This is a genomic window from Spirosoma daeguense (assembly GCF_054776875.1).
Window position 1 is genome coordinate 477,373 of sequence record NZ_BAAHBF010000003.1, and the last position, 20,896, is coordinate 498,268.

Annotated in this window: 16 protein-coding genes; 10 read left to right on the forward strand and 6 right to left on the reverse strand. The window is 47.8% G+C overall.

Annotated features, from left to right (window positions below):
- Nucleotides 1–40 precede the first annotated feature (40 nt).
- The 5 genes from argG (at nt 41) to ACYVD4_RS11105 (ending at nt 5,058) form a co-directional block, all read left to right on the forward strand.
- Entirely contained in the window at nt 41–1,231 is a 1,191-nt protein-coding gene (argG, locus tag ACYVD4_RS11085; protein WP_460945457.1) for an argininosuccinate synthase, read from the forward strand.
- Nucleotides 1,228–2,424, forward strand: a complete 1,197-nt coding sequence (locus tag ACYVD4_RS11090) for a glycosyltransferase family 9 protein (protein WP_460945459.1) — start codon at nt 1,228–1,230, stop codon at nt 2,422–2,424. Before argG ends, ACYVD4_RS11090 begins: the two co-directional genes overlap by 4 nt.
- A 115-nt stretch (nt 2,425–2,539) precedes the next feature.
- Nucleotides 2,540–3,523, forward strand: coding sequence for an N-acetyl-gamma-glutamyl-phosphate reductase (gene argC, locus ACYVD4_RS11095; RefSeq protein ID WP_460945461.1), 984 nt, complete (start codon nt 2,540–2,542; stop codon nt 3,521–3,523).
- Nucleotides 3,524–3,589: 66 nt separating this feature from the next.
- Nucleotides 3,590–4,099, forward strand: a complete 510-nt coding sequence (locus ACYVD4_RS11100; RefSeq protein WP_460945463.1) for a GNAT family N-acetyltransferase — start codon at nt 3,590–3,592, stop codon at nt 4,097–4,099.
- Nucleotides 4,100–4,137: 38 nt separating this feature from the next.
- Nucleotides 4,138–5,058, forward strand: coding sequence for a hypothetical protein (locus tag ACYVD4_RS11105; RefSeq protein ID WP_460945465.1), 921 nt, complete (start codon nt 4,138–4,140; stop codon nt 5,056–5,058).
- A gap of 13 nt (nt 5,059–5,071) precedes the next feature.
- On the opposite strand, the gene ACYVD4_RS11110 is transcribed toward ACYVD4_RS11105, so the two are convergent.
- The 4 genes from ACYVD4_RS11110 to ACYVD4_RS11125 all read right to left on the reverse strand — a co-directional run bounded on the left by ACYVD4_RS11110 (nt 5,072) and on the right by ACYVD4_RS11125 (nt 10,109).
- Nucleotides 5,072–6,343, reverse strand: coding sequence for a replication-associated recombination protein A (locus ACYVD4_RS11110; RefSeq protein WP_460945467.1), 1,272 nt, complete (start codon nt 6,341–6,343; stop codon nt 5,072–5,074).
- Between the two features lie 140 nt (nt 6,344–6,483).
- Nucleotides 6,484–7,083, reverse strand: coding sequence for an RNA polymerase sigma factor (locus ACYVD4_RS11115; RefSeq protein ID WP_190885223.1), 600 nt, complete (start codon nt 7,081–7,083; stop codon nt 6,484–6,486).
- 103 nt (nt 7,084–7,186) lie between these two features.
- Nucleotides 7,187–8,899, reverse strand: coding sequence for an adenine deaminase (gene ade / locus ACYVD4_RS11120; RefSeq protein ID WP_460945470.1), 1,713 nt, complete (start codon nt 8,897–8,899; stop codon nt 7,187–7,189).
- A 4-nt stretch (nt 8,900–8,903) separates the two neighbouring features.
- The gene (locus tag ACYVD4_RS11125) at nt 8,904–10,109 is read right to left on the reverse strand and encodes an acyltransferase family protein (protein WP_460945472.1); all 1,206 of its coding nucleotides are present in this window, start codon (nt 10,107–10,109) and stop codon (nt 8,904–8,906) included.
- Nucleotides 10,110–10,240: 131 nt separating this feature from the next.
- On the opposite strand from ACYVD4_RS11125, the gene ACYVD4_RS11130 reads away from it, so the two are divergent.
- Both ACYVD4_RS11130 and ACYVD4_RS11135 read left to right on the forward strand, forming a co-directional pair.
- Complete coding sequence (locus tag ACYVD4_RS11130) at nt 10,241–11,917, forward strand: UxaA family hydrolase (RefSeq protein WP_460945474.1); 1,677 nt, start codon at nt 10,241–10,243, stop codon at nt 11,915–11,917.
- Between the two features lie 78 nt (nt 11,918–11,995).
- A complete protein-coding gene (locus ACYVD4_RS11135; RefSeq protein WP_460945476.1) occupies nt 11,996–12,769 on the forward strand; it encodes an SDR family NAD(P)-dependent oxidoreductase in 774 nt (257 codons plus the stop codon).
- Between the two features lie 75 nt (nt 12,770–12,844).
- Here ACYVD4_RS11135 and ACYVD4_RS11140 read toward each other — a convergent pair whose 3' ends face one another.
- Entirely contained in the window at nt 12,845–15,805 is a 2,961-nt protein-coding gene (locus tag ACYVD4_RS11140; protein WP_460945478.1) for an Ig-like domain-containing protein, read from the reverse strand.
- A 272-nt stretch (nt 15,806–16,077) separates the two neighbouring features.
- On the opposite strand from ACYVD4_RS11140, the gene ACYVD4_RS11145 reads away from it, so the two are divergent.
- From ACYVD4_RS11145 to ACYVD4_RS11155, 3 genes are all read left to right on the forward strand, one after another.
- Nucleotides 16,078–16,932 carry a fumarylacetoacetate hydrolase family protein gene (locus ACYVD4_RS11145; protein ID WP_460945480.1) on the forward strand — a complete coding sequence of 285 codons (855 nt, stop codon included), beginning with the start codon at nt 16,078–16,080 and terminating at the stop codon, nt 16,930–16,932.
- Nucleotides 16,933–17,088: 156 nt separating this feature from the next.
- Nucleotides 17,089–17,913: an amidohydrolase family protein gene (locus ACYVD4_RS11150; protein WP_460945482.1), complete on the forward strand. Its 825-nt coding sequence runs from the start codon at nt 17,089–17,091 to the stop codon at nt 17,911–17,913.
- A 99-nt stretch (nt 17,914–18,012) separates the two neighbouring features.
- Entirely contained in the window at nt 18,013–19,476 is a 1,464-nt protein-coding gene (locus ACYVD4_RS11155; RefSeq protein ID WP_460945484.1) for a gluconokinase, read from the forward strand.
- Between the two features lie 168 nt (nt 19,477–19,644).
- Here ACYVD4_RS11155 and ACYVD4_RS11160 read toward each other — a convergent pair whose 3' ends face one another.
- Nucleotides 19,645–20,895 carry a glutamate-5-semialdehyde dehydrogenase gene (locus tag ACYVD4_RS11160; RefSeq protein ID WP_460945486.1) on the reverse strand — a complete coding sequence of 417 codons (1,251 nt, stop codon included), beginning with the start codon at nt 20,893–20,895 and terminating at the stop codon, nt 19,645–19,647.
- Nucleotide 20,896: the final 1 nt, after the last annotated feature.

A 20,896-nucleotide genomic window follows, 5' to 3' on the forward strand; every position in this document is an offset into this window, starting at 1 on the left:
CTGACCCTCAGACACTACGTTGGCTGGGGCCTTTTATCCGATGTCTCAAAAAGTTGTTCTTGCGTTTAGCGGAGGGCTCGATACGTCCTTTTGCGTGAAATATTTATCTGAAGACCGGGGTATGGAAGTGTACTCGGTGCTGGTCGATACGGGTGGTTTCTCCGATGATGAACTCAAAGCCATTGAAGAACGGGCCTATTCGCTGGGCGTTAAATCGCACAAAACGATTGCCAAAACCGACGATTACTATCAGCAATGTCTGAAGTTTCTGGTATTTGGTAACGTATTGAAAAATAATACGTATCCACTGAGTGTCAGCGCCGAACGTATTTTTCAGGCCATTGCCGCTGCCGAATATGCTCGCGAAATCGGTGCTTCGGCGATTGCCCACGGTAGTACGGGAGCTGGTAATGATCAGGTTCGGTTCGACATGGCGTTTCGGATTATTGCGCCCGATGCCGAAGTCATTACGCCAATCCGAGATTTGCGCCTATCGCGCGAAGCCGAAATCGAATACCTTAAAGCAAAAGGTGTTGACCAGGAGTGGCACAAAGCGGCCTATTCAATCAACAAAGGTTTGTGGGGTACGTCGGTTGGTGGCAAAGAAACACTGACATCTGATCAGTATTTGCCCGAGTCCGCCTGGCCGACGCAAATCACCAAAACGGAGCCTGAAACCATTACGTTGACGTTCCAGCATGGTGAGATCAAGGGTATTGGCGATGAGAAATTTGCTAATCCAGTCGATGCAATTCGGAAACTGACCGAACTGGCCGGGCCATTTGGTATTGGTCGCGACATTCACGTGGGCGACACCATTATCGGTATCAAAGGCCGGGTTGGTTTTGAAGCACCCGCACCGTTAATCCTGATTAAATCGCACCATACGCTCGAAAAACACGTATTGGGCAAGTGGCAGCTTTACTGGAAAGAGCAATTGGCCAACTGGTACGGTACGATGCTGCACGAAGGGCAATTTATGGACCCGGTCATGCGGAATATCGAAACGTTCCTGGCCGATACACAGGCACACGTAACGGGTAAAGTACATGTATTACTGGCTCCGCATCGGTTTCAGGTGCTGGGTATTGAATCGGACCATGATCTGATGTCGTCGAAATTTGGCTCTTATGGCGAAATGAACAACGCCTGGACGGGCGACGACGTGCGCGGCTTCTCGAAAGTAGCGTCGAATCAGGTTATGATCTACGAGAAAATTAATAATCAGTGATTGGTAAATCGCGAAAATATTGTGCGCCCCGCAGTGTAGCATATCCGCTTCAACTGCTAGATATAGCCGTTGATCGATACGCTCGGGGCAACTACAGTCGTCGGAATTTTGGGTCTCTCAATTCGGAGAGCCCTGAAATTCTGTTGATGACCTCCGGTCATTTGGGGGATGCGCTGATTCTCTCATACGCCTTTCCGTTACTTCGGGAACGTTTCCCAAAGGCGCAAATCGACGTACTGGCAGGCGCGTGGTGTGATCCTATCTGGAAAAATAATCCATATATCCGGCGGGTTGTTCATCTGAACCACGTCACTACGAACCGGCGGCCATTGTCTAAATTTCGGAAATGGCGTGAATTTTTTCGCACCACCCGATCGGCTATTCAAACCTTACGGGATACGGTATACGATTATTCGATTGACGTTCGGTTTTCTGATTCGCCGATGCACTTTGTCTTGCCTTATTTAAAAGTCAAGCGAAAAGTTGGTTTTGGCACACGCGGTTTTGGCGGGTTGCTCGATCAGGAATTTTTCATGCCCGATGGCGAGGTGCACAATTTCGACCTGATTCTCGATGTGCTCAAACCGCTGGGTATCGATGCTGATTTGCGGTCGGTAAAACCTTATTTCGTTCACCCTGATCTATCGCCAGCGGATTTATGGCGTAAATTGGATCGACCAGTTCCTGCTGGAAAGCCTATTCTGATTTTTCCGGAATCGGGTAATCCGGTACGTATGCTACCTGTCGAATTCTGGAGCGAATTGGCTTCAAAACTACTTGCTGAAGGAAATTACTCACTAGTATTTGGTGGACAAACGCCGTTCACCACCGCCGTATACGAACGGGTTCGCTCAGAAAATCCGGCAGCAGCCGAACGACTGGCTCCCGCTGTTGGTAAGTTAAATCTTCAGGAAATAGCCAGTTTGAGCGAACAGTCGAAAGCGGCTTTTACGCTCGATTCCTTACCAATGCACTTGTGTTGTCTGGGCTGTCCGACGATTTCGTTTCAGAAAAATGGCATGGGCATTCAGTTTTTCCCGATAGCCAGCCAACCCACGCTGGTTCTGCACAACCATCAACTGAGTCAGAATTTGGTATTAGACCGACCGGGATTTACGAGCGAGTATGTAGCGACGTTTGAGACTCCTCAAATAGACCGCGCTATGGAATGGTTTCAGTCGTTGAATGGTTAAAAAGATATGTCACAGAGATGCACGAAGCCAAGAAGAGATTCACGGAGAAAGTCAATAAAGTCTCTGTGAATCTCTTCTTGGCTTCGTGCATCTCTGTGTTACAATTTTAAAAAGTATGGAAAAAATTAACGTTGGTATTATTGGTGGAGCAGGTTATACAGGTGGTGAACTGTTACGTATTCTGCTGAATCATCCATTTGCAAACATTGCCTTTACGCATAGCAATAGTCAGGCTGGTAAACCTGTTTGGGCAACGCATACCGATTTACTGGGCGATACCGATCTTACGTTTTCTGGCGGAGACATTGCTACGTTGCTGACGCAGGAAGGTTTAGATGCTATCTTTCTTTGCTCGGGTCATGGTGCTTCTGCTACGTTCATGGCCGAACATGAGGTATCGGACGACGTAATGGTGATTGACTTGAGCGCCGATTTCCGCGATGAGCACGACGACTTTGTATACGGTTTACCCGAACTCCAGCGCGAGCGCATTCAGGAAGCCACACGTATCGCCAATCCGGGTTGCTTTGCTACCAGCATTCAATTGGCTCTATTGCCATTGGCAAAAGCAGGTAAGCTGACCGATGCCGTTCAAATCAGCGCCATAACGGGCAGCACTGGAGCCGGACAGGCACTTGTACCGACAACTGGTTTTACGTGGCGTAATAATAACGTATCGATTTATAAAGCATTTACGCACCAGCATCTGGCCGAAATACGGCAGAGTCTGACTCAATTGGAGCCAGATTTTAATGCCGCTATCAATTTTGTACCGTATCGGGGCGATTTCACGCGGGGCATTATGGCCAATGTCTATACACCTTTTGCTGGTACACTGGAGGAAGCCAAGCAACTTTATAAAGACTTTTACGCGAACCATCCGTTCACGCACGTAAGCGATACGTCGATAGATGTAAAACAGGTGGTGAATACAAACAAATGTTTACTGCATCTGGAGGTTCACGACGGACAGTTGCTGATTACCAGTGTGATTGATAATCTTACGAAAGGTGCATCTGGGCAAGCCGTACAGAATATGAATCTGGTTTTCGGTTTGCCGGAAGATACGGGCCTGCGCCTGAAGTCAGTAGCATTTTAAGCTCATAACACGTATTATTGAAGCCACGCTGACACCATATCAGCGTGGCTTTATTGTTTATAAACTATGTTCGAAACCGACCGATTATTTATTCGCCACTTCACGGTTGACGATGCTCCGTTTATGCTTGAATTGCTCAATACGCCAGCATGGTTTCGGTTCATTGGCGACCGGGGTGTTCGAACGCTCAAGGAAGCTCGTCTTTATATTGAGAATGGGCCTTTAAAAAGCTATGAACAGTTTGGTTTTGGACCGTATCTGGTTGGTCAGAAATCTGATAATCAATCGGTTGGGCTTTGCGGTTTATTTAAGCGAGACGGCCTCGATGCTGTCGATATTGGCTTTGGTTTTTTGCCCGATTATGAAGGGAAAGGCTATGGTTATGAATCGGCTTCGGCAGTAATGAATTATGCGGATAACCAGTTGAAAATGAATCGGATTACCGGGCTTGTGCTTCCTACTAACCTGCCCTCTATTCGGTTGCTCGAAAAATTGGGATTACGGTATGAGAAGAACATTCTTTTTCGCTCCGATGGCGTAGAAAACATGCTGTTTGGTGTAACGTTGAGTAACTAGAATTTCTTTAGTATATGCCATTACTAGGTTTAAAAACTGTGGGTTGGTTAGTTGGCATACAACTACTGTTCTCCTGTGCGTCGTCTACTATTGGTCGTAAGCCTGTTATAATCGAAAATTATTGTGCGCCTACGCTGACCTACTCTTATGATAGTACGTTTAGGCCGATAGCTGACTTTGAGCGGTTTATCAGCGAGAATCAGGATTTGCGCAAACAGTATTCTGAGCATGACTTATTACTTGCCAATGCCGTAGGTGTCTTACCGCAACTAGAGGAATTGCGTCAATTAGAAAACAAAACACAGCTCCATATCGAGACAGAACGTACACGGGTTCGTCAGAAAATCCTGAGCCGTTTAGTATTAGCAACTATCGAAATTTCGAGTATTGCCGCCGAGCTGGATTGTGAAGGTGAGCGAGCTGACCAACTGGCCACTTATCTCGATCAGCGGGATAGTCGCCGGGTACGTAATTTAACTGTTTTGTCGGTGGTAATTGGAGCAATTACCACCGTAGCTACTACGTTGATTGATGCGAATACACCCAACAAAACAACGGCTATTGGAGGAGGATTACTTAGTGCTGGTTTGGGTGGGTTAGCTGCATTTTCATCGGGCAAGACGGTATCATTAGATCATAAACGTAATCTGTTAACCGATATCTGGAATCAGAAGCAAAGCTCTTCACAAATTTATCCGCCGTTTTTGTGGTATGTTTTAAATCAGAAGTTGTTTAGCAATACAGGGCAGTTTCCAATTCGGTATAATATTCGTAAACGTTGGGAGGCTTACGTAATAAAGGGAGTATCAACTGAAGAAAAACAGCTTTATTTTGGCGATGGAGGGCTTTATCAGGCAGACGACTTACATACTAGAGCCAATATGCTCAATCAACTCCAATCGTCAATACGTTCGATTAATCAGGATTTACAAAGCTTATTGCTCATACTTTCCAGATAATATCTTCAGCGAATCAGTAACCATACCAGTCGCCCCACCACTTTTGCAAGCTCCGGCGGATTTCGGCTTCGCGGGCGTTATGGCCGGGTTCATACAGCTTACGACCTTTCAAATCATCGGGCAGGAAATTCTGGGCCACAAAATTTCCTTCGTGAGAGTGAGCATACTGATAATCTTTGCCGTAGCCAATCTGCTTCATGAGTTTGGTTGGGGCGTTACGTAGATGCAGGGGAACGGGTAAATGTGCGGTTTGTTCGGCTAACGCTATGGCTTCATCAATGGCAACGTAGCTTGCATTGCTCTTGGGCGACGTAGCGAGATAAACCGCTACCTGACTCAAGATGATGCGTCCTTCGGGCATACCAATTGCTCTGATGGCCTGCACAGCTTCAGATGCCATAATCATGGCCGTTGGGTTCGCATTACCAATATCTTCCGACGCCATAATAAGCATGCGCCGAGCAATAAAAACCGGGTCTTCGCCAGCCACAATCATGCGGGCCATCCAGTAAAGTGCAGCATTTGGGTCGGAACCACGTAGTGATTTGATAAACGCCGAAATAATATCATAATGCTGCTCTCCCGATTTATCATAACGCGCGATGTTTTGCTGAACAACGGTAGTTACGCCTTCGTCGGTAATCACTAACGGATCTGCTGATACGTGAGCAGAAGCTACTAACTCCAGTAGATTGAGCAGCTTACGCCCGTCTCCCCCCGACAAACGTAGCAGCGCATCGTACGATTCGACTTGTATCTTTTTCGACTGTAAAAACGAATCCTGCGCAATGGCCCGGTCAATAACCTGAATCAGTTCATCGCGGTCGAGGGCTTCCAGAATATACACTTGGCAGCGGGACAATAGGGCACTATTTACTTCAAAGGAAGGATTCTCGGTTGTGGCTCCAATCAGCGTAATCTGTCCTTTTTCAACGGCCCCCAGTAGCGCGTCCTGCTGACTTTTGTTGAACCGATGAATCTCATCGATAAATACTACCGGTGGAAACATGCCGCTGGGTCGACTTAATACGTCCCGAATATCTTTTACGCCTGAGTTAATGGCACTGAGCGCAACAAACGGACGCTTCACGGCTTCGGCCAGCAACAGGGCGAGAGTTGTTTTACCAACACCCGGCGGTCCCCACAAAATCATGGAAGGCAACCGCCCGGCATTGACCGCCCGACGTATTGCGCCATTAGAGCCTATAAGTTTTTGTTGACCAATTACGTCATCGAGAGTGCGGGGACGAACCCGCTCGGGTAGGGGCGTTGAGTCTGTATTCATTTGGCGAAGTTAAGTAACGCGGGCATTCTGTCCGCATAGTCACACCAACTTCCCCGCGAACAATATATCCCTATTACAACAAAAAGCCCGGTAGCTGCGTCAGGGCTACCGGGCTAGGTTAGGTTTAGGAGTAGTCAGCGTCAAAGAGACACATTTTCTAACGTGACATAACGCTTCAGATTGCTCATGGCGCCGAAAATCAGGTTATAAACTGACTGGATATTGATTTGCATGAGGGCCGAAATTTCCTCATTGCTCATGTTCTGAAAATAACGGAGGTGAACCGCTTCACGCTGGCGACGTGGAAGCTTTTCGAGCGCCTGATGCAGACAGTCATTAATGAACGTGTCTTCCTCAAAGGCAATCATCAGATTCTCGTGCGATGGGTCGGCTCCGGGTAGCATGTCGCCTACGCGCCGGCCATTGCTCATATCATCCTGACTAATTAATTTCTGCTCAGCGGTTAAGTGCCTTACAAGTTTACGTTTGATGGAAGCCATCAGATAAAATCGTACCGAAGTAGTTGGGCCGATAGTAGTGCGATGTTTCCAGAGTTCTACAAATAAATCGTGTATACAATCTTTAATTAAAGCCCGGTCAGTAGCAAAGTGGGCGCAGTAATGGTAGAGTGTTTGAACATAATTTTGATACAATCGGGCAAACGCATTTTCATCACCACCGCGAAAAAGATTCCATAAGGTTTCATCGTCGGGGCCGGTTTGGGTACGAGAGCGAGCCATGCTAGATAGGATAAGTAAAGGTTAGGAATAGCCTTGAGGTGTGTAAACTTACCGATAAAAAATAGAATTAAAAAAGGTAGCTAAATAAAATTTTTTTTAATTCTTATTTCACTATTTGAAGAGAGGTGAAAGTAAACGTTTTTCCATCGAATAACCCCTTATCACTCAACTTGAGAGCCGGAATCACTAACAGCGCCATAAAGGATAGGGTCATGTAAGGGGCTGATAGCGTACTTCCTAGCTCCTGTTTAGCATACGTATCAAGCGCTGCATACTGCCCTGCTACGTCGAAACCGTCATCATCTGTCATCAGTCCGGCAACTGGTAACGGGAGTAACTGCGTATCGGGCGTAGTGGTCAGATGCAGAAATTCACGTCGGCTCATCACGTCATGTTCATGCTCGCTCGTGTTAGTTCCGCTTACTGCTGATAAGCCACCTTGCGCTTCTATGACCAGATTTATTGCCCGACAAATGCTTTCATCGTCGCAACCAACCGCCGTAATGTTGTGAGAATCATGCCCAACCGACGAGGCAAGGGCTCCGTGTTTAAGACCGAAGTTTTTGATAAAGGCAATCGCTGGCGGGGTGTCCTGATACCGATTTACGACAACCAGCTTCAGAATGTCGCGTGATACGTCAGAAACGATCTGGTCGCCGTCAACCAATGCTTCAAACTGAAGTTCGTTGGTGATAAGCTGCCCGTCGAGGGCTTCAATGACGCGGATTAGGGGTTTTTCCTCGCCAGCACTAGTAAGTTTGACCGCAAAATCAACTGATTGTTTCGCTGTACAGTTGAATTTGTTAATGTGTTCACTACGTATATCTGGAATGTGCGTCTGACCATTTTCGGCAACAAGTTCTCCATTGATGAAGGTTTGTTGCACCCGGAAATCCCGCAGATTCTTTACTACAATGTAATCAGCAGGATCGCCTTCCCGTAATAGGCCTACGGGTAATCGGTAGTGAAGTACCGGATTCATACAGGCCGCTCGTAGAATATTCCAGAGTGAATGTCCTTTCGCCAGCGCCCGCATCACCAGTTGATTAATGTGCCCGACGGCCAACGTATCAGGGTGTTTGTCGTCGGAACAAAACATGATTTGCGTCGGAAACTGATCAATCAGCGGAATCAGAGCCTCGAAATTTTTGGCTGCACTGCCTTCCCGAATGAGAATATCCATTCCCCGCTGGGCCTTATCAAGACCTTCTTCATACGTAAAGCATTCGTGGTCAGTAGTAATACCCGCATCAATATACGTCTGCGCATCATCGCCCATCAGGCCCGGAGCATGACCATCAACGGGTTTATTGAACGCCTTAGCCAGCGCAATTTTGGCCATTACGTCGGGGTCGGCATGTAGTACGCCCGGAAAGTTCATCATCTCGGCCAGATAGCCAATTTCTTTCATACCCAACAGCTTTCGTACATCGTTCACGTTGATGGTCGCACCGCCGGTCTCGAACGTAGTGGCTGGTACGCACGATGGCGCACCGAACATGAATTTGAACGGAACACGCTTAGCTTCTTCAAGCATATAATGCACACCATCCACACCCAATACGTTACCAATTTCGTGCGGGTCAGATACCGTTGCTACCGTGCCGTGCAGCACAGCCAGTCGGGCAAATTGAGGAGGTGTAAGCAACGAACTTTCAACGTGTACGTGCGCATCCACAAAGCCGGGTAATATGTAAGGGGCATCGGGCCGTTCGGGGCCAAGGTTCGTGATCTGAATAATTCGCCCATTTTCGATGGTAAGCGTACCGTAAAAAATGGTTTGGTCGAACAGGTTCAGCAGATTAGCTGTAAGCATACAATCAGATTCGGATAAAGAGTTTTCTCCGGTACATCCAGAGAAGAATCAGGTAAAAAACGCCCAGTGTGATCAGGCCAATCAAAAACGATTCGAAGGCGGTGCCAAAAATCTGAAAAATGCCATGTCCCAGATGGGTGTAAAGAGACGTAATGATAAAGTGGTCGATGAGATGAACCAGACAGTAAATAGTAATCGAATTCATACCAACCACCACCAGCGGGAACGCCCATTTCCGATATTGTGCTACGTCGATAACACCGAAAAAGAGAGCCAGCAACCAGCAACACCAGCCACCGCTAAACAACACCCAGGCGGGTGTCCAGATGCGCTTTACAATCGGGCATATACCCAAAAAATGGAGCAGTAAGCCACCCGCAATACTTATGGCTCCGGCTATGACTAATCGTTTAAGCAACTCGCGCGAACTAAGCCCTTCTCGCAGCCACCGACCCGCCTGTAGGCCCAGTATCATAGTGCCCAGCGTTGGTATGAAACTTAACGTAGCATAACCACCGCCATTAAATAAAAAGACTTTTGCGCGCGGGAATAGATTCAGAAACCACGTATCGAATGCCCAGGCCAGATTGCTGTTTTTGTTGAAATGAGCCATTAACCCCGTATAATGTTCGGACCAGTCGGGTGGAACATTAACGGCACTGTAATCAAAATTGGCCCCAGGCGCAGGATAGAGAACGAAAGCCAGCCAATACGCAAGCAGAATACCAGCAAAGGCAAACCAGGTTGTTCGCGGTTTTGTGTGACCTAACAGAAATAGAAATGGATAACCCAGCCCAATTTGTGTTAGCGTATCTTCAAAAGTGAAATTCGTTTGCTCAGCGTGGGTAGAACGTAGAAAGAAACCCAACAAAATTAGAATAAGCGAACGACGTAGTGCATGACCAAACTGATTACCGAACGACTGTGTTTGAGTGGCTCGGCTGGCGATAGAGTAGGGCAGGGCTACGCCTACCAGAAACGAAAACGACGGCTGAATTAAATCGTGCAGCGAGCAGCCTGCCCACGCTACGTGGCTCTGATGATGAGTCAGAAAGGCCCAGAAACTGCTATCGGGAAAAGATTCATGGAGATCGTGAAACCGGAGAATTTCGGCAGCCATCAATGTCATCACGAAGCCTCGATAGGCATCAATAGACATAAGACGGCCAGCCGGGAAGCCGGTTTTCTGAACAGGTAACGATGGGGGCATAGGTAAGGTCAGGATTTCGGCTTAAAACTTGCCAATGACACTCACATTCGCAATAGCATTGGCTAAAGTTTTTGGCGGAGGTGGTATATTTCGGGCTAATATGTCTCTTTACTATAAAAAAAGATTGCCTGATGACTGCTCGTGTCCTGAAAGTTCATTCTGCCGATAATGTAATCGTTGCGTTACGTAACCTGTCGGCGGGCGAACGGATTGAATTTGAAAATGAAACGTATGAGCTTCCGTATGCTGTGGGAGCCAAACATAAATTCGTGACCGAGGATCGTCAGATTGGCGAACCGATTACAATGTATGGCGTATTGGTGGGTAAAGCGACCCAGCCAATTCGGCGGGGCGAACCAATCACTACGTTCAACCTGAAGCACGATGCCGACAAATATAGTCTTGATAAAAAACAGCCGTTTTCCTGGCAAGCGCCCGACGTATCGGCCTGGCAGGGGCGGACATTTAAGGGCTATCATAGGGCCGACGGCAGCGTTGGTACGCGAAACTATTGGGTAATTGTGCCGCTGGTTTTCTGCGAAAATCGGAATGTGCTAATTCTTAAGGATGCATTTGAGCGTGAACTGGGTTATGCCCAGCCCGAAATGTATCGCGATCAGGTGCATGAGATGCTGAGTCTGTATAAAGCCGGTGAAATGGACGTAGTGAAAAAGATGCAGCCATTTGTCGACGCTGAACAGAATCATACACTTCAACATGTTCAGTCGACAGCGGCCAATCGCCCTTTCAAAAATGTGGATGGCATTAAGTTTCTGACGCACGAAATGGGTTGTGGTGGCACTCGTCAGGATTCGGCGTATCTCTGCTCATTACTGGCCGGATTCATTAATAATCCGAACGTAGCCGGTGCTACAGTATTGAGTCTGGGTTGTCAGCATTTACAGGTCGACATGATTTCGGAAGAAATTAAACGACAGAATCCAAAATTTGATAAACCCTTGTTGCTTTTCGAACAACAGGCTGGCACGGAATACGCGCTCATGTCGCAGGCTATTAAGGAAACATTTCTTGGGTTGGTCGAAATCAATAAAATTGAGCGGAAGCCCGCGCCACTCAGCGCTTTAACCGTAGGGTTGAAGTGTGGCGGTTCGGATGGTTTCTCGGGTATTTCAGCCAATCCGGTGCTCGGGCATTTGTCTGATAATCTGGTTGGTTTGGGGGGTAAAACCGTTCTGGCCGAATTTCCTGAGCTGAACGGCGTTGAGCAGGAACTCATCAACCGGACTCCTGACAATGCAAAAGCCCAGAAATTCATTACGCTCATGGGCGATTATTCTGCTCAGGCTGAGGCTGTTGGTTCGGGTTTCGATATGAATCCCTCGCCCGGAAATATTAAAGATGGCCTGATTACCGATGCTATCAAATCGGCAGGAGCAGCTAAAAAAGGCGGAACGGCTCCCGTTGCCGACGTACTGGATTATGCCGAACCTATTGTTACGCCCGGCCTGAATCTGCTCTGCACCCCCGGAAATGACGTAGAAGCAACAACCGGCATGGCGGGTTCGGGCGCAACCGTAATTTTATTTACAACAGGTTTGGGTACGCCTACGGGTAACCCGGTTTGCCCGGTTGTAAAAGTGTCGACGAATACTACGTTGAAAAATCGGATGCCCGACGTAATCGATTTCGATAGTGGCCCGGTTGTCGATGGCGAGCAGAGCATTGAGAAAAATGCCGACGAATTACTGGAATACATTATCCGGCTGGCTTCTGGCGAGGTCATAACGCAAGCTGAGCGACTCGGTCAGGACGATTTCATCCCCTGGAAACGCGGGGTTTCACTTTAATATGGCGAAAGAGTGAATGAGTGAAAGAGCGCATATCCGCAATCATCACTCTTTCGCTCTTTCATTCTTTCACTCTTTATGTTTTCTCTCAAAAATAAAACAGCCCTGATTACGGGCGGGGCCAGTGGAATTGGGCTGGCTATTTCGCAGGCGTTTGCACAGGCTGGCGCTACGGTTCATATTCTGGAAATCAATGATCAGCAGGCGCAACAGGTAGCGGCTGACATTAAAGCCGCTGGTGGACAAGCCGAAGCACACGCTGTCGACGTATCGAATCAGGAGCAGGTTGTCGACGTTATCGGGAAAATTGCGGCTGCTGGCCCGATTCATATTCTGGTCAATAACGCTGGCGTGTCGCACATCGGGAAAGCGGATACTACGTCGGAAGCTGATTTCGACCGGATCGTTCGGATTAATATTAAAGGTGTTTATAACTGTTTGCACGCCACCATTCCGCATCTGAAAGCCAACGGTGGCGGAGTTATTCTGAACATGGCATCGGTTGCTGCTACGTTGGGATTGTCTGATCGGTTTGCCTATTCGATGAGTAAAGGTGCTGTTTTGAGCATGACATTGTCGGTAGCGAAAGACTACCTGAGCGATAATATTCGGTGCAACTGCATTTCTCCAGCGCGGGTTCATACGCCGTTCGTCGATGGGTTTCTGGCCAAAAATTACCCCGGTCAGGAAGCGGAAATGTTCGCCAAACTATCGAAAACACAGCCCATTGGTCGTATGGCCAAACCCGAAGAAATTGGTGCGTTTGCACTCTATTTGTGTTCTGACGAAGCCGGTTTCGCTACCGGTTGCGACTATCCACTCGATGGTGGTTTCACGCGCCTGAATTCTTAAAACACGTAGTATTTTAAGAATTATTTAAAAACCCTCCCGAAAATCCTCAGTTTTCGGGAGGGTTTTATTAATGACTTATTTCCCCGATTTTAAAAGACGGATAGACCGATGTTCCTTATTGTCGTATTGAATATGGAACAGATAAGAACCGGCTGGTAACTGCTCTCCGAAACGAATTGTCTGACCTGCTTTAGCGGTGCCTAATTTCAATCGATTTCGTCCCATTTCATCCACTACGTTTATTGACTGAACATCGCGTTCAACTTCAAATGAAAAGGCATCTGTCGTTGGATTTGGAAAAACGAGATTATTGGCAACTTCTTCGATACTTACTCGCGCACCGGGTGCGCAAACTGTTACGTTCTTGCAAAACTGTGAATACCAAGGCGATGCCGAATAATTAATACCGACGCAAACCTGACCACCTGTAAACCAGGGACCGAAGCTATACGTCGCTTTTCCTGGCTGCGTAGCGGTTATACTGCTGGTTGAGCCCGTGCACCACCACGAAAAATTTGTTGCATTAGCCATTTTTGCTGGATTCACCTCAAATACCTGCACGGCATTAACCGCCACGCAATTTGGCCCAATCAGATCGGCGGTTGGGTTCGTTGGTGGGGTAGAAGCAATAACAGTAATCACAACACCCGCCGACGTAGCAGTTGCGCCCAGATTATCAATGGATTTGGCTGTGAGCGTATACGTACCAGCATTTACGCTGCTCCAACTGAACGTATAGGGCGACGTAGCATCTTCGCCGAGTTTGGTTGAACCGTTGTAGAATTCAACTTTACTGATTGTGCCATCCGTATCATTGGCATTTGCCGACAACGTAATGGTAGCCGGGGCCGCGAACGTAGCGTTTGTGGTAGGCGACGTGAGTGCAACTGTTGGTGCTTGATTGACCGGTGCCGGATTACTTACCTGAATGTTGATTGTACCCGACGTAGCAGTGGCACCACCGTTATCGGTAGCTTTCGCCGTGAGCGTATAATTGCCAGCGCCTACGCTGTTCCAGACAAACTGATAGGGTGAGCTGGTACTTTCGCCAAGCTTCGTTGAACCGCTAAAAAACTCAACTTTAGTCACGCTACCATCCGAATCACTGGCCGAAGCCGTTAACATAACGCTAGCTGGAGCTGTGAACGTAGCGTTCGCGCTGGGCGAAGTCAGAGCTACTGTTGGATTCTGATTGGTTGGGTTGGTAGGTGGCGTGCCGGGGCAAACTGTTACGTTCTTGCAAAACTGCGAATACCACGGAGCCGCTGAGTAGTTGATACCTACGCAAACCTGTCCGCCTGTGAAATTAGGGCCAAAGTTGATAGTGGCTTTGCCGGGCTGTGTGGGTGTAATGCTGTTGGTTGAACCCGTACACCACCACGAAAAACTCGTTGCGTTTGGCAGTTTATTGGCGTTGGCTTCGAAAAGCTGAACGGCATTTTTATACACGCAGTCAGGGCCAATCAGATCGGCGGTTGGATCGGGGCTGCCCTGATTATAAACATGTACGGTTATCGCCGATGATGTTGTGACGGCGTTCTGATTATCAAAAGCTTTGGCCGTGATTGTATACGTACCGACAGAGGCTCCTGTCCAGCTAAATTCATAAGGCGACGTAGCATCTTCGCCCAGTTTCGTTGCTCCATTGTAGAATTCGACCTTCGAAATTGTTCCGTCAGAATCATTTGCGGTAGCTGCTATCGGAATAGTGGCTGGTGTCTGAAATGCGGCATTATTGGCTGGTGAAGTCAGACTAACGGTTGGCGGTTGATTTGGTGCTGGTGTTGCCGTAACCTGTACAACCGATGACGTTAGATTCCCACTGCCAACGAAGGCTTTAGCCGAAAGCGAATACGAACCTTGCTGAATAGCTGCAATAGTCCACGAATAGGGCGACGTAGCGTCGGTGCCCAGTAACGTAGTGCCATTATAAAAGTCAACTCCTGTGGCCGTAGCGTTATTGACACTGGCGTTAATAACCAGATTCGCGCCGATGGCAATGGTCGAATTATTGGCTGGGCTAACAATAGAAATCGAAGGCGTGACAGGCCCGAAATCATCGGCAGGGTTGAGAATATGATCTTTCACCCACGTACCCGACGGACTCGTGTTATTCCACTGCTGACTGTTACAGGCTCCGCCGTTTAATGCCGCTGACGATTCGCCCGCATCGGAAAATGTCCAGTTGCTCCAGCTAATTTTTTGTCCACCCGGATTGTTGCCTGCCATCAAATCGACCCACGCTTGGCTGTTGTTTAAATCCAGATTTCCGCCACCCGTATACGTACAGGTTCCCCATTCGCTACAGAACAGGGGCAGTTGATTGGTTACCGACCGAATGTCGCTCTGGAAAAAGTGCGATGCCGCATAATAATGGAACGTATACATGATGTTATGCGCGTTGGCTCCACTCAACGGATTGCTCAGTACGTCTTGCGGTCGCTGGCACCACTGCGGTGTACCCACCAGAATTATGGCTTCGGGGTCGTATTGACGGATGGCCGGAATAACCTGATCGGCGTAGGATTTGATCGTATTCCAGTCGACACCGTTCGGTTCGTTACAGATTTCATAAATGACGTGCTTCTTGCCAGCGTGCGTCTGGGCCATCGTTTTGAAGAAATCGAGTGCATACGACAGACGGTCGTTCGGATTGCCGGGATTTAGAATGTGCCAGTCGATGATACAATAAACACCGGCTTGTGCAGTCCAGTCAACAATCTGGTTGATTTTAGTCCGAAGTCCACTCTGATTGTTCAAATAACCACCTTCATCGACATACATCGCAGCCCGAAACATGTCGGCTCCCCAATCCGTAGCCAGCGCATTTACGGAAGATTGGGTATAGCATTGGTCGAACCATTGCAGACCGTGGGAACTCATGCCCCGAAGCTGAATAGCTTTGCCCGATTCGTTTGTGAGCTGATTACCAACCACTTTCAGTCGGCCGTTGGCTGCGAGTGGGGTTACCGTTTGGGCAAAACCCCAGCTAGTGTAAAACAGAAAAGCGAGAATCAGTAAACCGTTTGCTTTCATAAGGTGCTAAGTTTTGGGAAAGTTTAGATATAATAAAGATTCAAAAACTAAAATAAGTAAACATATAGTATTCAAAATTATCTTTTTAAATCAATTTTTTGCCGATTTCTGACGTAACGTATTATTATTATTATTTCGCCATCCTGATTCGAGCCGGAATCGGTTGTTACGTGAGTCAGGAAAGCGAAATGGTTTTTGACCAAATACTTGCCGAATAATGGTTAAACTTGCACCCTCACAGGCTTTTTTCTGTCAACGTACAATCATTCCGCATGAAACTCTTCCGATTCGGCTCGCCCGACCACGAACATCCCGGTGTTGAATTACCCTCCGGTCAACGTATCGACGTAACGCATTTTGGTGAAGATTACGATGAATCTTTCTTCGCCAGCAACGGCCCCGAACGGCTCGCTCACTGGCTTACGGCGCACGCTCATAATTGCCCGGAAATAGCGGCCGATCAGCGTTTGGCGTCTTGTGTAAAACGTCCGTCAAAAATTGTATGCGTAGGCTTGAACTATGCCAAACACGCGGCCGAAACCGGTGCTGCTTCCCCTGCTGAACCAATTTTATTTTTCAAGTCGACCACGGCTCTTGTTGGTCCGAACGATAACGTAGTGATTCCGAAACGGTCTGAAAAAACCGACTGGGAAGTTGAATTGGCAATCATTATCGGTAAGCGCGCCAGCTACGTTGAACTCGATGAAGCAATGGAGTACGTAGCGGGCTATGCCGTGCATAACGACTATAGCGAACGTGCGTGGCAGTTGGAGCGCGGTGGTCAGTGGGTAAAAGGCAAAAGCGCCGATACGTACGCCCCACTCGGGCCCTATCTGGTTACGAAAGACGAAGTACCTAATCCGAATGCATTGAACCTGTGGCTCAAAATAAATGGTGAAGAATTGCAGAATTCAAACACCGACGATATGATTTTCAACGTACCAACGCTCGTGAGTTATATCAGCCAATTCATGACGTTACTACCCGGCGACGTTATCTCAACCGGAACACCTGCTGGTGTGGGCATGGGCCTAAAACCACAACGTTTCCTCAAACCCGGCGACGTAGTAGAATTAGGTATCGAAGGACTTGGCGAGCAAAAACAGACAGCTGTCGCATTTGTTTAAACCGAACTTCTGAACCGGGATTTAGCTGATTTAAGGATTTATTGGATTTTGTTTTCGCTTCTCTGAGGCACATATTTAATTAACAAAATCGTGTAATTCCTTCAGCTAAATCCCGGTTCAGAATCTATTTCAACTCTTTCAATCTCGGTTCATACAATGACAATCGACGCTCACCAGCATTTCTGGCATTTTGATCCTGTTCGTGATAGCTGGATTACAGACGACATGGCTGTGATTCAGCGTGATTTTTTACCTGCTGACTTAGAACCCGTCCTGACTCAAAATGGTATCGATGGTTGCGTAGCCGTGCAGGCTTCACAGTCGGAAGAAGAAACGCTGTTTCTAACGCAGATGGCCCAGAATTACGACTTCGTAAAAGGAGTGGTTGGCTGGGTTGATTTGCAATCGGCACAGCTTGTTGATCGGTTAGAATTTTTCGCTCAGCACAAAGAAATTAAAGGCTATCGGCACGTAGCACAAGCTGAACCCGACGATTTTCTTGCTCGTCCTTCAGTAATAGAAGGTATCCGAAAATTAGCCGATTTTGGTCTGACATACGATATTCTGATCTATCCAACGCAACTAAAAGCGGCTTTGCAACTGGTGAAAGCCGTGCCGGAAGTCAACTTTGTGATCGATCATCTGGCCAAGCCATATATCAAAAAGCAGGAGATCAATCGGTGGTCGAATTTTATGGCTGAGATTGCCAAATACAAGCATGTTTCCTGCAAACTGTCGGGGATGGTAACCGAAGCCGATTGGCAAAACTGGAGCAAAAAGGACTTTTTCCCTTATCTGGACATCGCCTTTGAGCACTTCGGCCCAGATAGGCTGTTGTTTGGCTCCGACTGGCCGGTATGTCTGGTTGCTGCTAATTATACACAGGTCAAAAATCTCGTAGAGGAATACGTAGCACCTTGGGGCGACGAAGCTCGGGCGAAGGTTTTTGGCGAAAACGCTACGTTATTTTATAAGTTGTAACTAAAAATTTAGCCACAGAGAAGCACTGAGAATAAAAGAGATACACAAAGTCTCTGGGAATCTCTTTTACGCTCGGTGCCTCTTTGTGGAAAATATCTTATGAACTGTTTTATTGGCGTTGATATCGGAACGACAAACGTAAAGGCTTTAGCCATGTCGCCAGACTTGAGTACGATTTTGGCACATGCATCGGCTCCCGTTACAACGCTAAATCCTGAACCGGGATACGCTGAACAGGACCCCGCTGAAATCTGGCTGGCGTTTGAACAGGTGATGGCTGAGGTAAATCAGGAGCTAAAAGCAACTGATCATATCGCCACGCACGTAGCGTTTTGTACGGCTATGCATAGCGTACTGCCTATGGATGATGACGGTCAAGCGTTGGGAAATGCAATCATCTGGTCCGACAATCGGGCCGAAGCACAGGCAACCGAACTTCGTACTACGGAGGCACGTCTTGGTAAGGCAATTCATAAAGAAACGGGAACGCCAATTCACCCGATGATTCCGCTGTGCAAACTGGCCTGGCTACGTCAGCACGACCCGCGCGCACTGCATCGAACTCCCCATTTTGGCTCCATTAAAGAATACTTGTGGCATAAGCTGACCGGAGAGTTTGCGATAGATTTTTCGATGGCAACGGCTACCGGTTTGTTCAACGAGCGCAAACGGCAATGGAGCGAAAAAGCGATGACGTTTGCTGGTGTTCGTGCCGACCAACTCTCAACGCCCGTGCCAACAACGTATCAGCGCCCTTATCAGGCGAATGCCCAAACCCAGAAAACCGGTCTTCCGGCTAACGTATCACTGCTTATTGGCGCATCGGATGGCTGTCTGGCAAATCTGGGTGCAGGTGCTATCAAACGCGGCACCGCTACGTTGACTATTGGTACAAGCGGGGCTATTCGGCAAACGGTTCGTAAACCGCTACGTGATGAGAAAGGTCGGCTGTTCTGTTATTATCTTGACGAAGGTTACTACGTAGTAGGTGGCCCAACCAACAATGGCGGTAACGTACTGGAATGGGTAACGGAAAAACTAACACTTCAGGAAACCGAAGCCGTACTTACTGAAGCGGCTACCATTTCGCCCGGCTCCGACGGACTGGTTTTTCTGCCTTATCTTCAGGGAGAACGCGCTCCACTTTGGGATGCCTCGGTACGTGGGGCCTACCTGAACGTCGACTGGCAGCATACGCGAGCGCATTTTGTTCGTGCAGCTTTAGAAGGAGTTTTGTTTAATCTGCTCAGTATTAACAAGCTACTTATTGAGCATACGGGTTCAGCGCAGGTAATTCATGCCAACGGCGGTTTCGCTCAATCGAAGTTCTGGGTGCAGATGCTGGCCGATATGGCCGGTGTTCCAGTGAGATTGAATGCCAGTAACGAAAGCGGTTCGATGGGGGCTATTCTGTTGACAATGAAAGCAGAAGGTATCCTGAAAACGCTGGACGCTGCCGCTGACCGTGTCGCTTTTGGTGATACGTTCAAACCCAATCTAAAAAATCATAAAAGTTATCTGGAAGCTTTCAAGCGATGGGAGGAGGGCATAAGTAAGTTGTAAAAACCAGCAGTTTTAATTCAATAGCTGGCTATTTTGCAACCCCCACATTACGCAATTGCCATAGGCTGACTACCTTCTGACAACTGCGTAATGCGGTAAGAGTTCAAGAAATCTCTATCATCAACCGTGGATAGGTTGTAACTGGACTGATTTTATTTTTAATGAGATTTACCAACGAACCTGACCGTCGCCTACCACAACCCATTTTTCGGTAACAAGCTTCTCTAGGGCGAATGGGCCACGGGCATGAAGTTTCTGAGTTGAAATGCCAATTTCAGCGCCAAGGCCAAATACGCCACCATCCGTAAACCGTGTTGATGCATTAGCATAAACGGCAGCCGCGTCCACTTCACCTAAAAACAGGTCAATCAATTCCTGATTTTGCGACAGAATCGCTTCTGAATGGCGCGACGAATAAGCTTGAATGTGAGACAATGCCTCTTCTAGCCCTGAAACGACTTTAACGGCAATTTTGTAATCCAGAAATTCACGGCCAAAGTCTTCAGATTGGGCGTGTTGTAGTTTTTCGTAACCCGATTTTTCGAAAATAGAATAGGCTGTTTCATCAGCGAAAACCTCTACGTTCCATTTCTTGAAATCGTCATTTAACATCGGCAAAAAATGCTCGGCAATCGCTTCGTCAACTAGCACACAATCCAGCGAATTACAGACCGATGGGCGAGACACACGGCCATTTACAACGATAGCTGCGGCTTTATCGAGATCGGCGGTTTGCTCTACGTATGCGTGACATACACCGGCACCCGTTTCGATAGTTGGTACCAGCGAGTTTTTACGGACGTATTGAATCAAAGATTCGGAACCGCGCGGAATAATAATATCGACGTAGCGTGTAGCTGTTAATAGTTCGTTTACAACAGCGCGATCGGGAGGAAGCAACGTAACGGCGGCTTTCGGTACGTTAAATTCTAGCAATACGTTCTGAATCAGGCCTACCAGATAACGGTTGGAGAAATCGGCTTCTTTTCCGCCCTTCAACACACAGGCATTACCCGAGCGCAGACACAACGACGCTACGTCGACCGTTACGTTTGGACGAGCTTCATAAATAACACCAACAACCCCGAGTGGTACAGCGATTTTTTTGAGTTGAAGTCTCTGTTCAATTGTTCGCTCCAGAATTACCTCGCCTGCCGGGTCGGGCAACACCGCTACGTCGCGTAAGCTTTTTGCCAGATCATTTACGCGTGCTTCGGTAAGTTTCAGACGGTCGTATTTTGGGTCGGATGTGGGCATCCTATCCAGATCTTTCTGATTTTCGAGCAGTACGTCGGCGCTATTGGCGATCAATACGTCGGCCAAGCGATTCAGAAGATCTGTTTTCTGGGCAGGCGTGAGCCGACGAACAACGGCTGCTGCCTGTTGAGCCGATTGAAGAAGAGGGGTAATAGGTGTCATA

Bases quoted from the DNA above. Each gene is read 5' to 3' on its own strand.
- argG (WP_460945457.1), top strand. From the start codon at position 41: ATGTCTCAAAAAGTTGTTCTTGCGTTTAGCGGAGGGCTCGATACGTCC.
- argC (WP_460945461.1), top strand. From the start codon at position 2,540: ATGGAAAAAATTAACGTTGGTATTATTGGTGGAGCAGGTTATACAGGT.
- ACYVD4_RS11100 (WP_460945463.1), top strand. From the start codon at position 3,590: ATGTTCGAAACCGACCGATTATTTATTCGCCACTTCACGGTTGACGAT.
- ACYVD4_RS11110 (WP_460945467.1), bottom strand. From the start codon at position 6,343: ATGAATACAGACTCAACGCCCCTACCCGAGCGGGTTCGTCCCCGCACT.
- ACYVD4_RS11115 (WP_190885223.1), bottom strand. From the start codon at position 7,083: ATGGCTCGCTCTCGTACCCAAACCGGCCCCGACGATGAAACCTTATGG.
- ade (WP_460945470.1), bottom strand. From the start codon at position 8,899: ATGCTTACAGCTAATCTGCTGAACCTGTTCGACCAAACCATTTTTTAC.
- ACYVD4_RS11125 (WP_460945472.1), bottom strand. From the start codon at position 10,109: ATGCCCCCATCGTTACCTGTTCAGAAAACCGGCTTCCCGGCTGGCCGT.
- ACYVD4_RS11130 (WP_460945474.1), top strand. From the start codon at position 10,241: ATGACTGCTCGTGTCCTGAAAGTTCATTCTGCCGATAATGTAATCGTT.
- ACYVD4_RS11135 (WP_460945476.1), top strand. From the start codon at position 11,996: ATGTTTTCTCTCAAAAATAAAACAGCCCTGATTACGGGCGGGGCCAGT.
- ACYVD4_RS11140 (WP_460945478.1), bottom strand. From the start codon at position 15,805: ATGAAAGCAAACGGTTTACTGATTCTCGCTTTTCTGTTTTACACTAGC.
- ACYVD4_RS11145 (WP_460945480.1), top strand. From the start codon at position 16,078: ATGAAACTCTTCCGATTCGGCTCGCCCGACCACGAACATCCCGGTGTT.
- ACYVD4_RS11150 (WP_460945482.1), top strand. From the start codon at position 17,089: ATGACAATCGACGCTCACCAGCATTTCTGGCATTTTGATCCTGTTCGT.
- ACYVD4_RS11155 (WP_460945484.1), top strand. From the start codon at position 18,013: ATGAACTGTTTTATTGGCGTTGATATCGGAACGACAAACGTAAAGGCT.
- ACYVD4_RS11160 (WP_460945486.1), bottom strand. From the start codon at position 20,895: ATGACACCTATTACCCCTCTTCTTCAATCGGCTCAACAGGCAGCAGCC.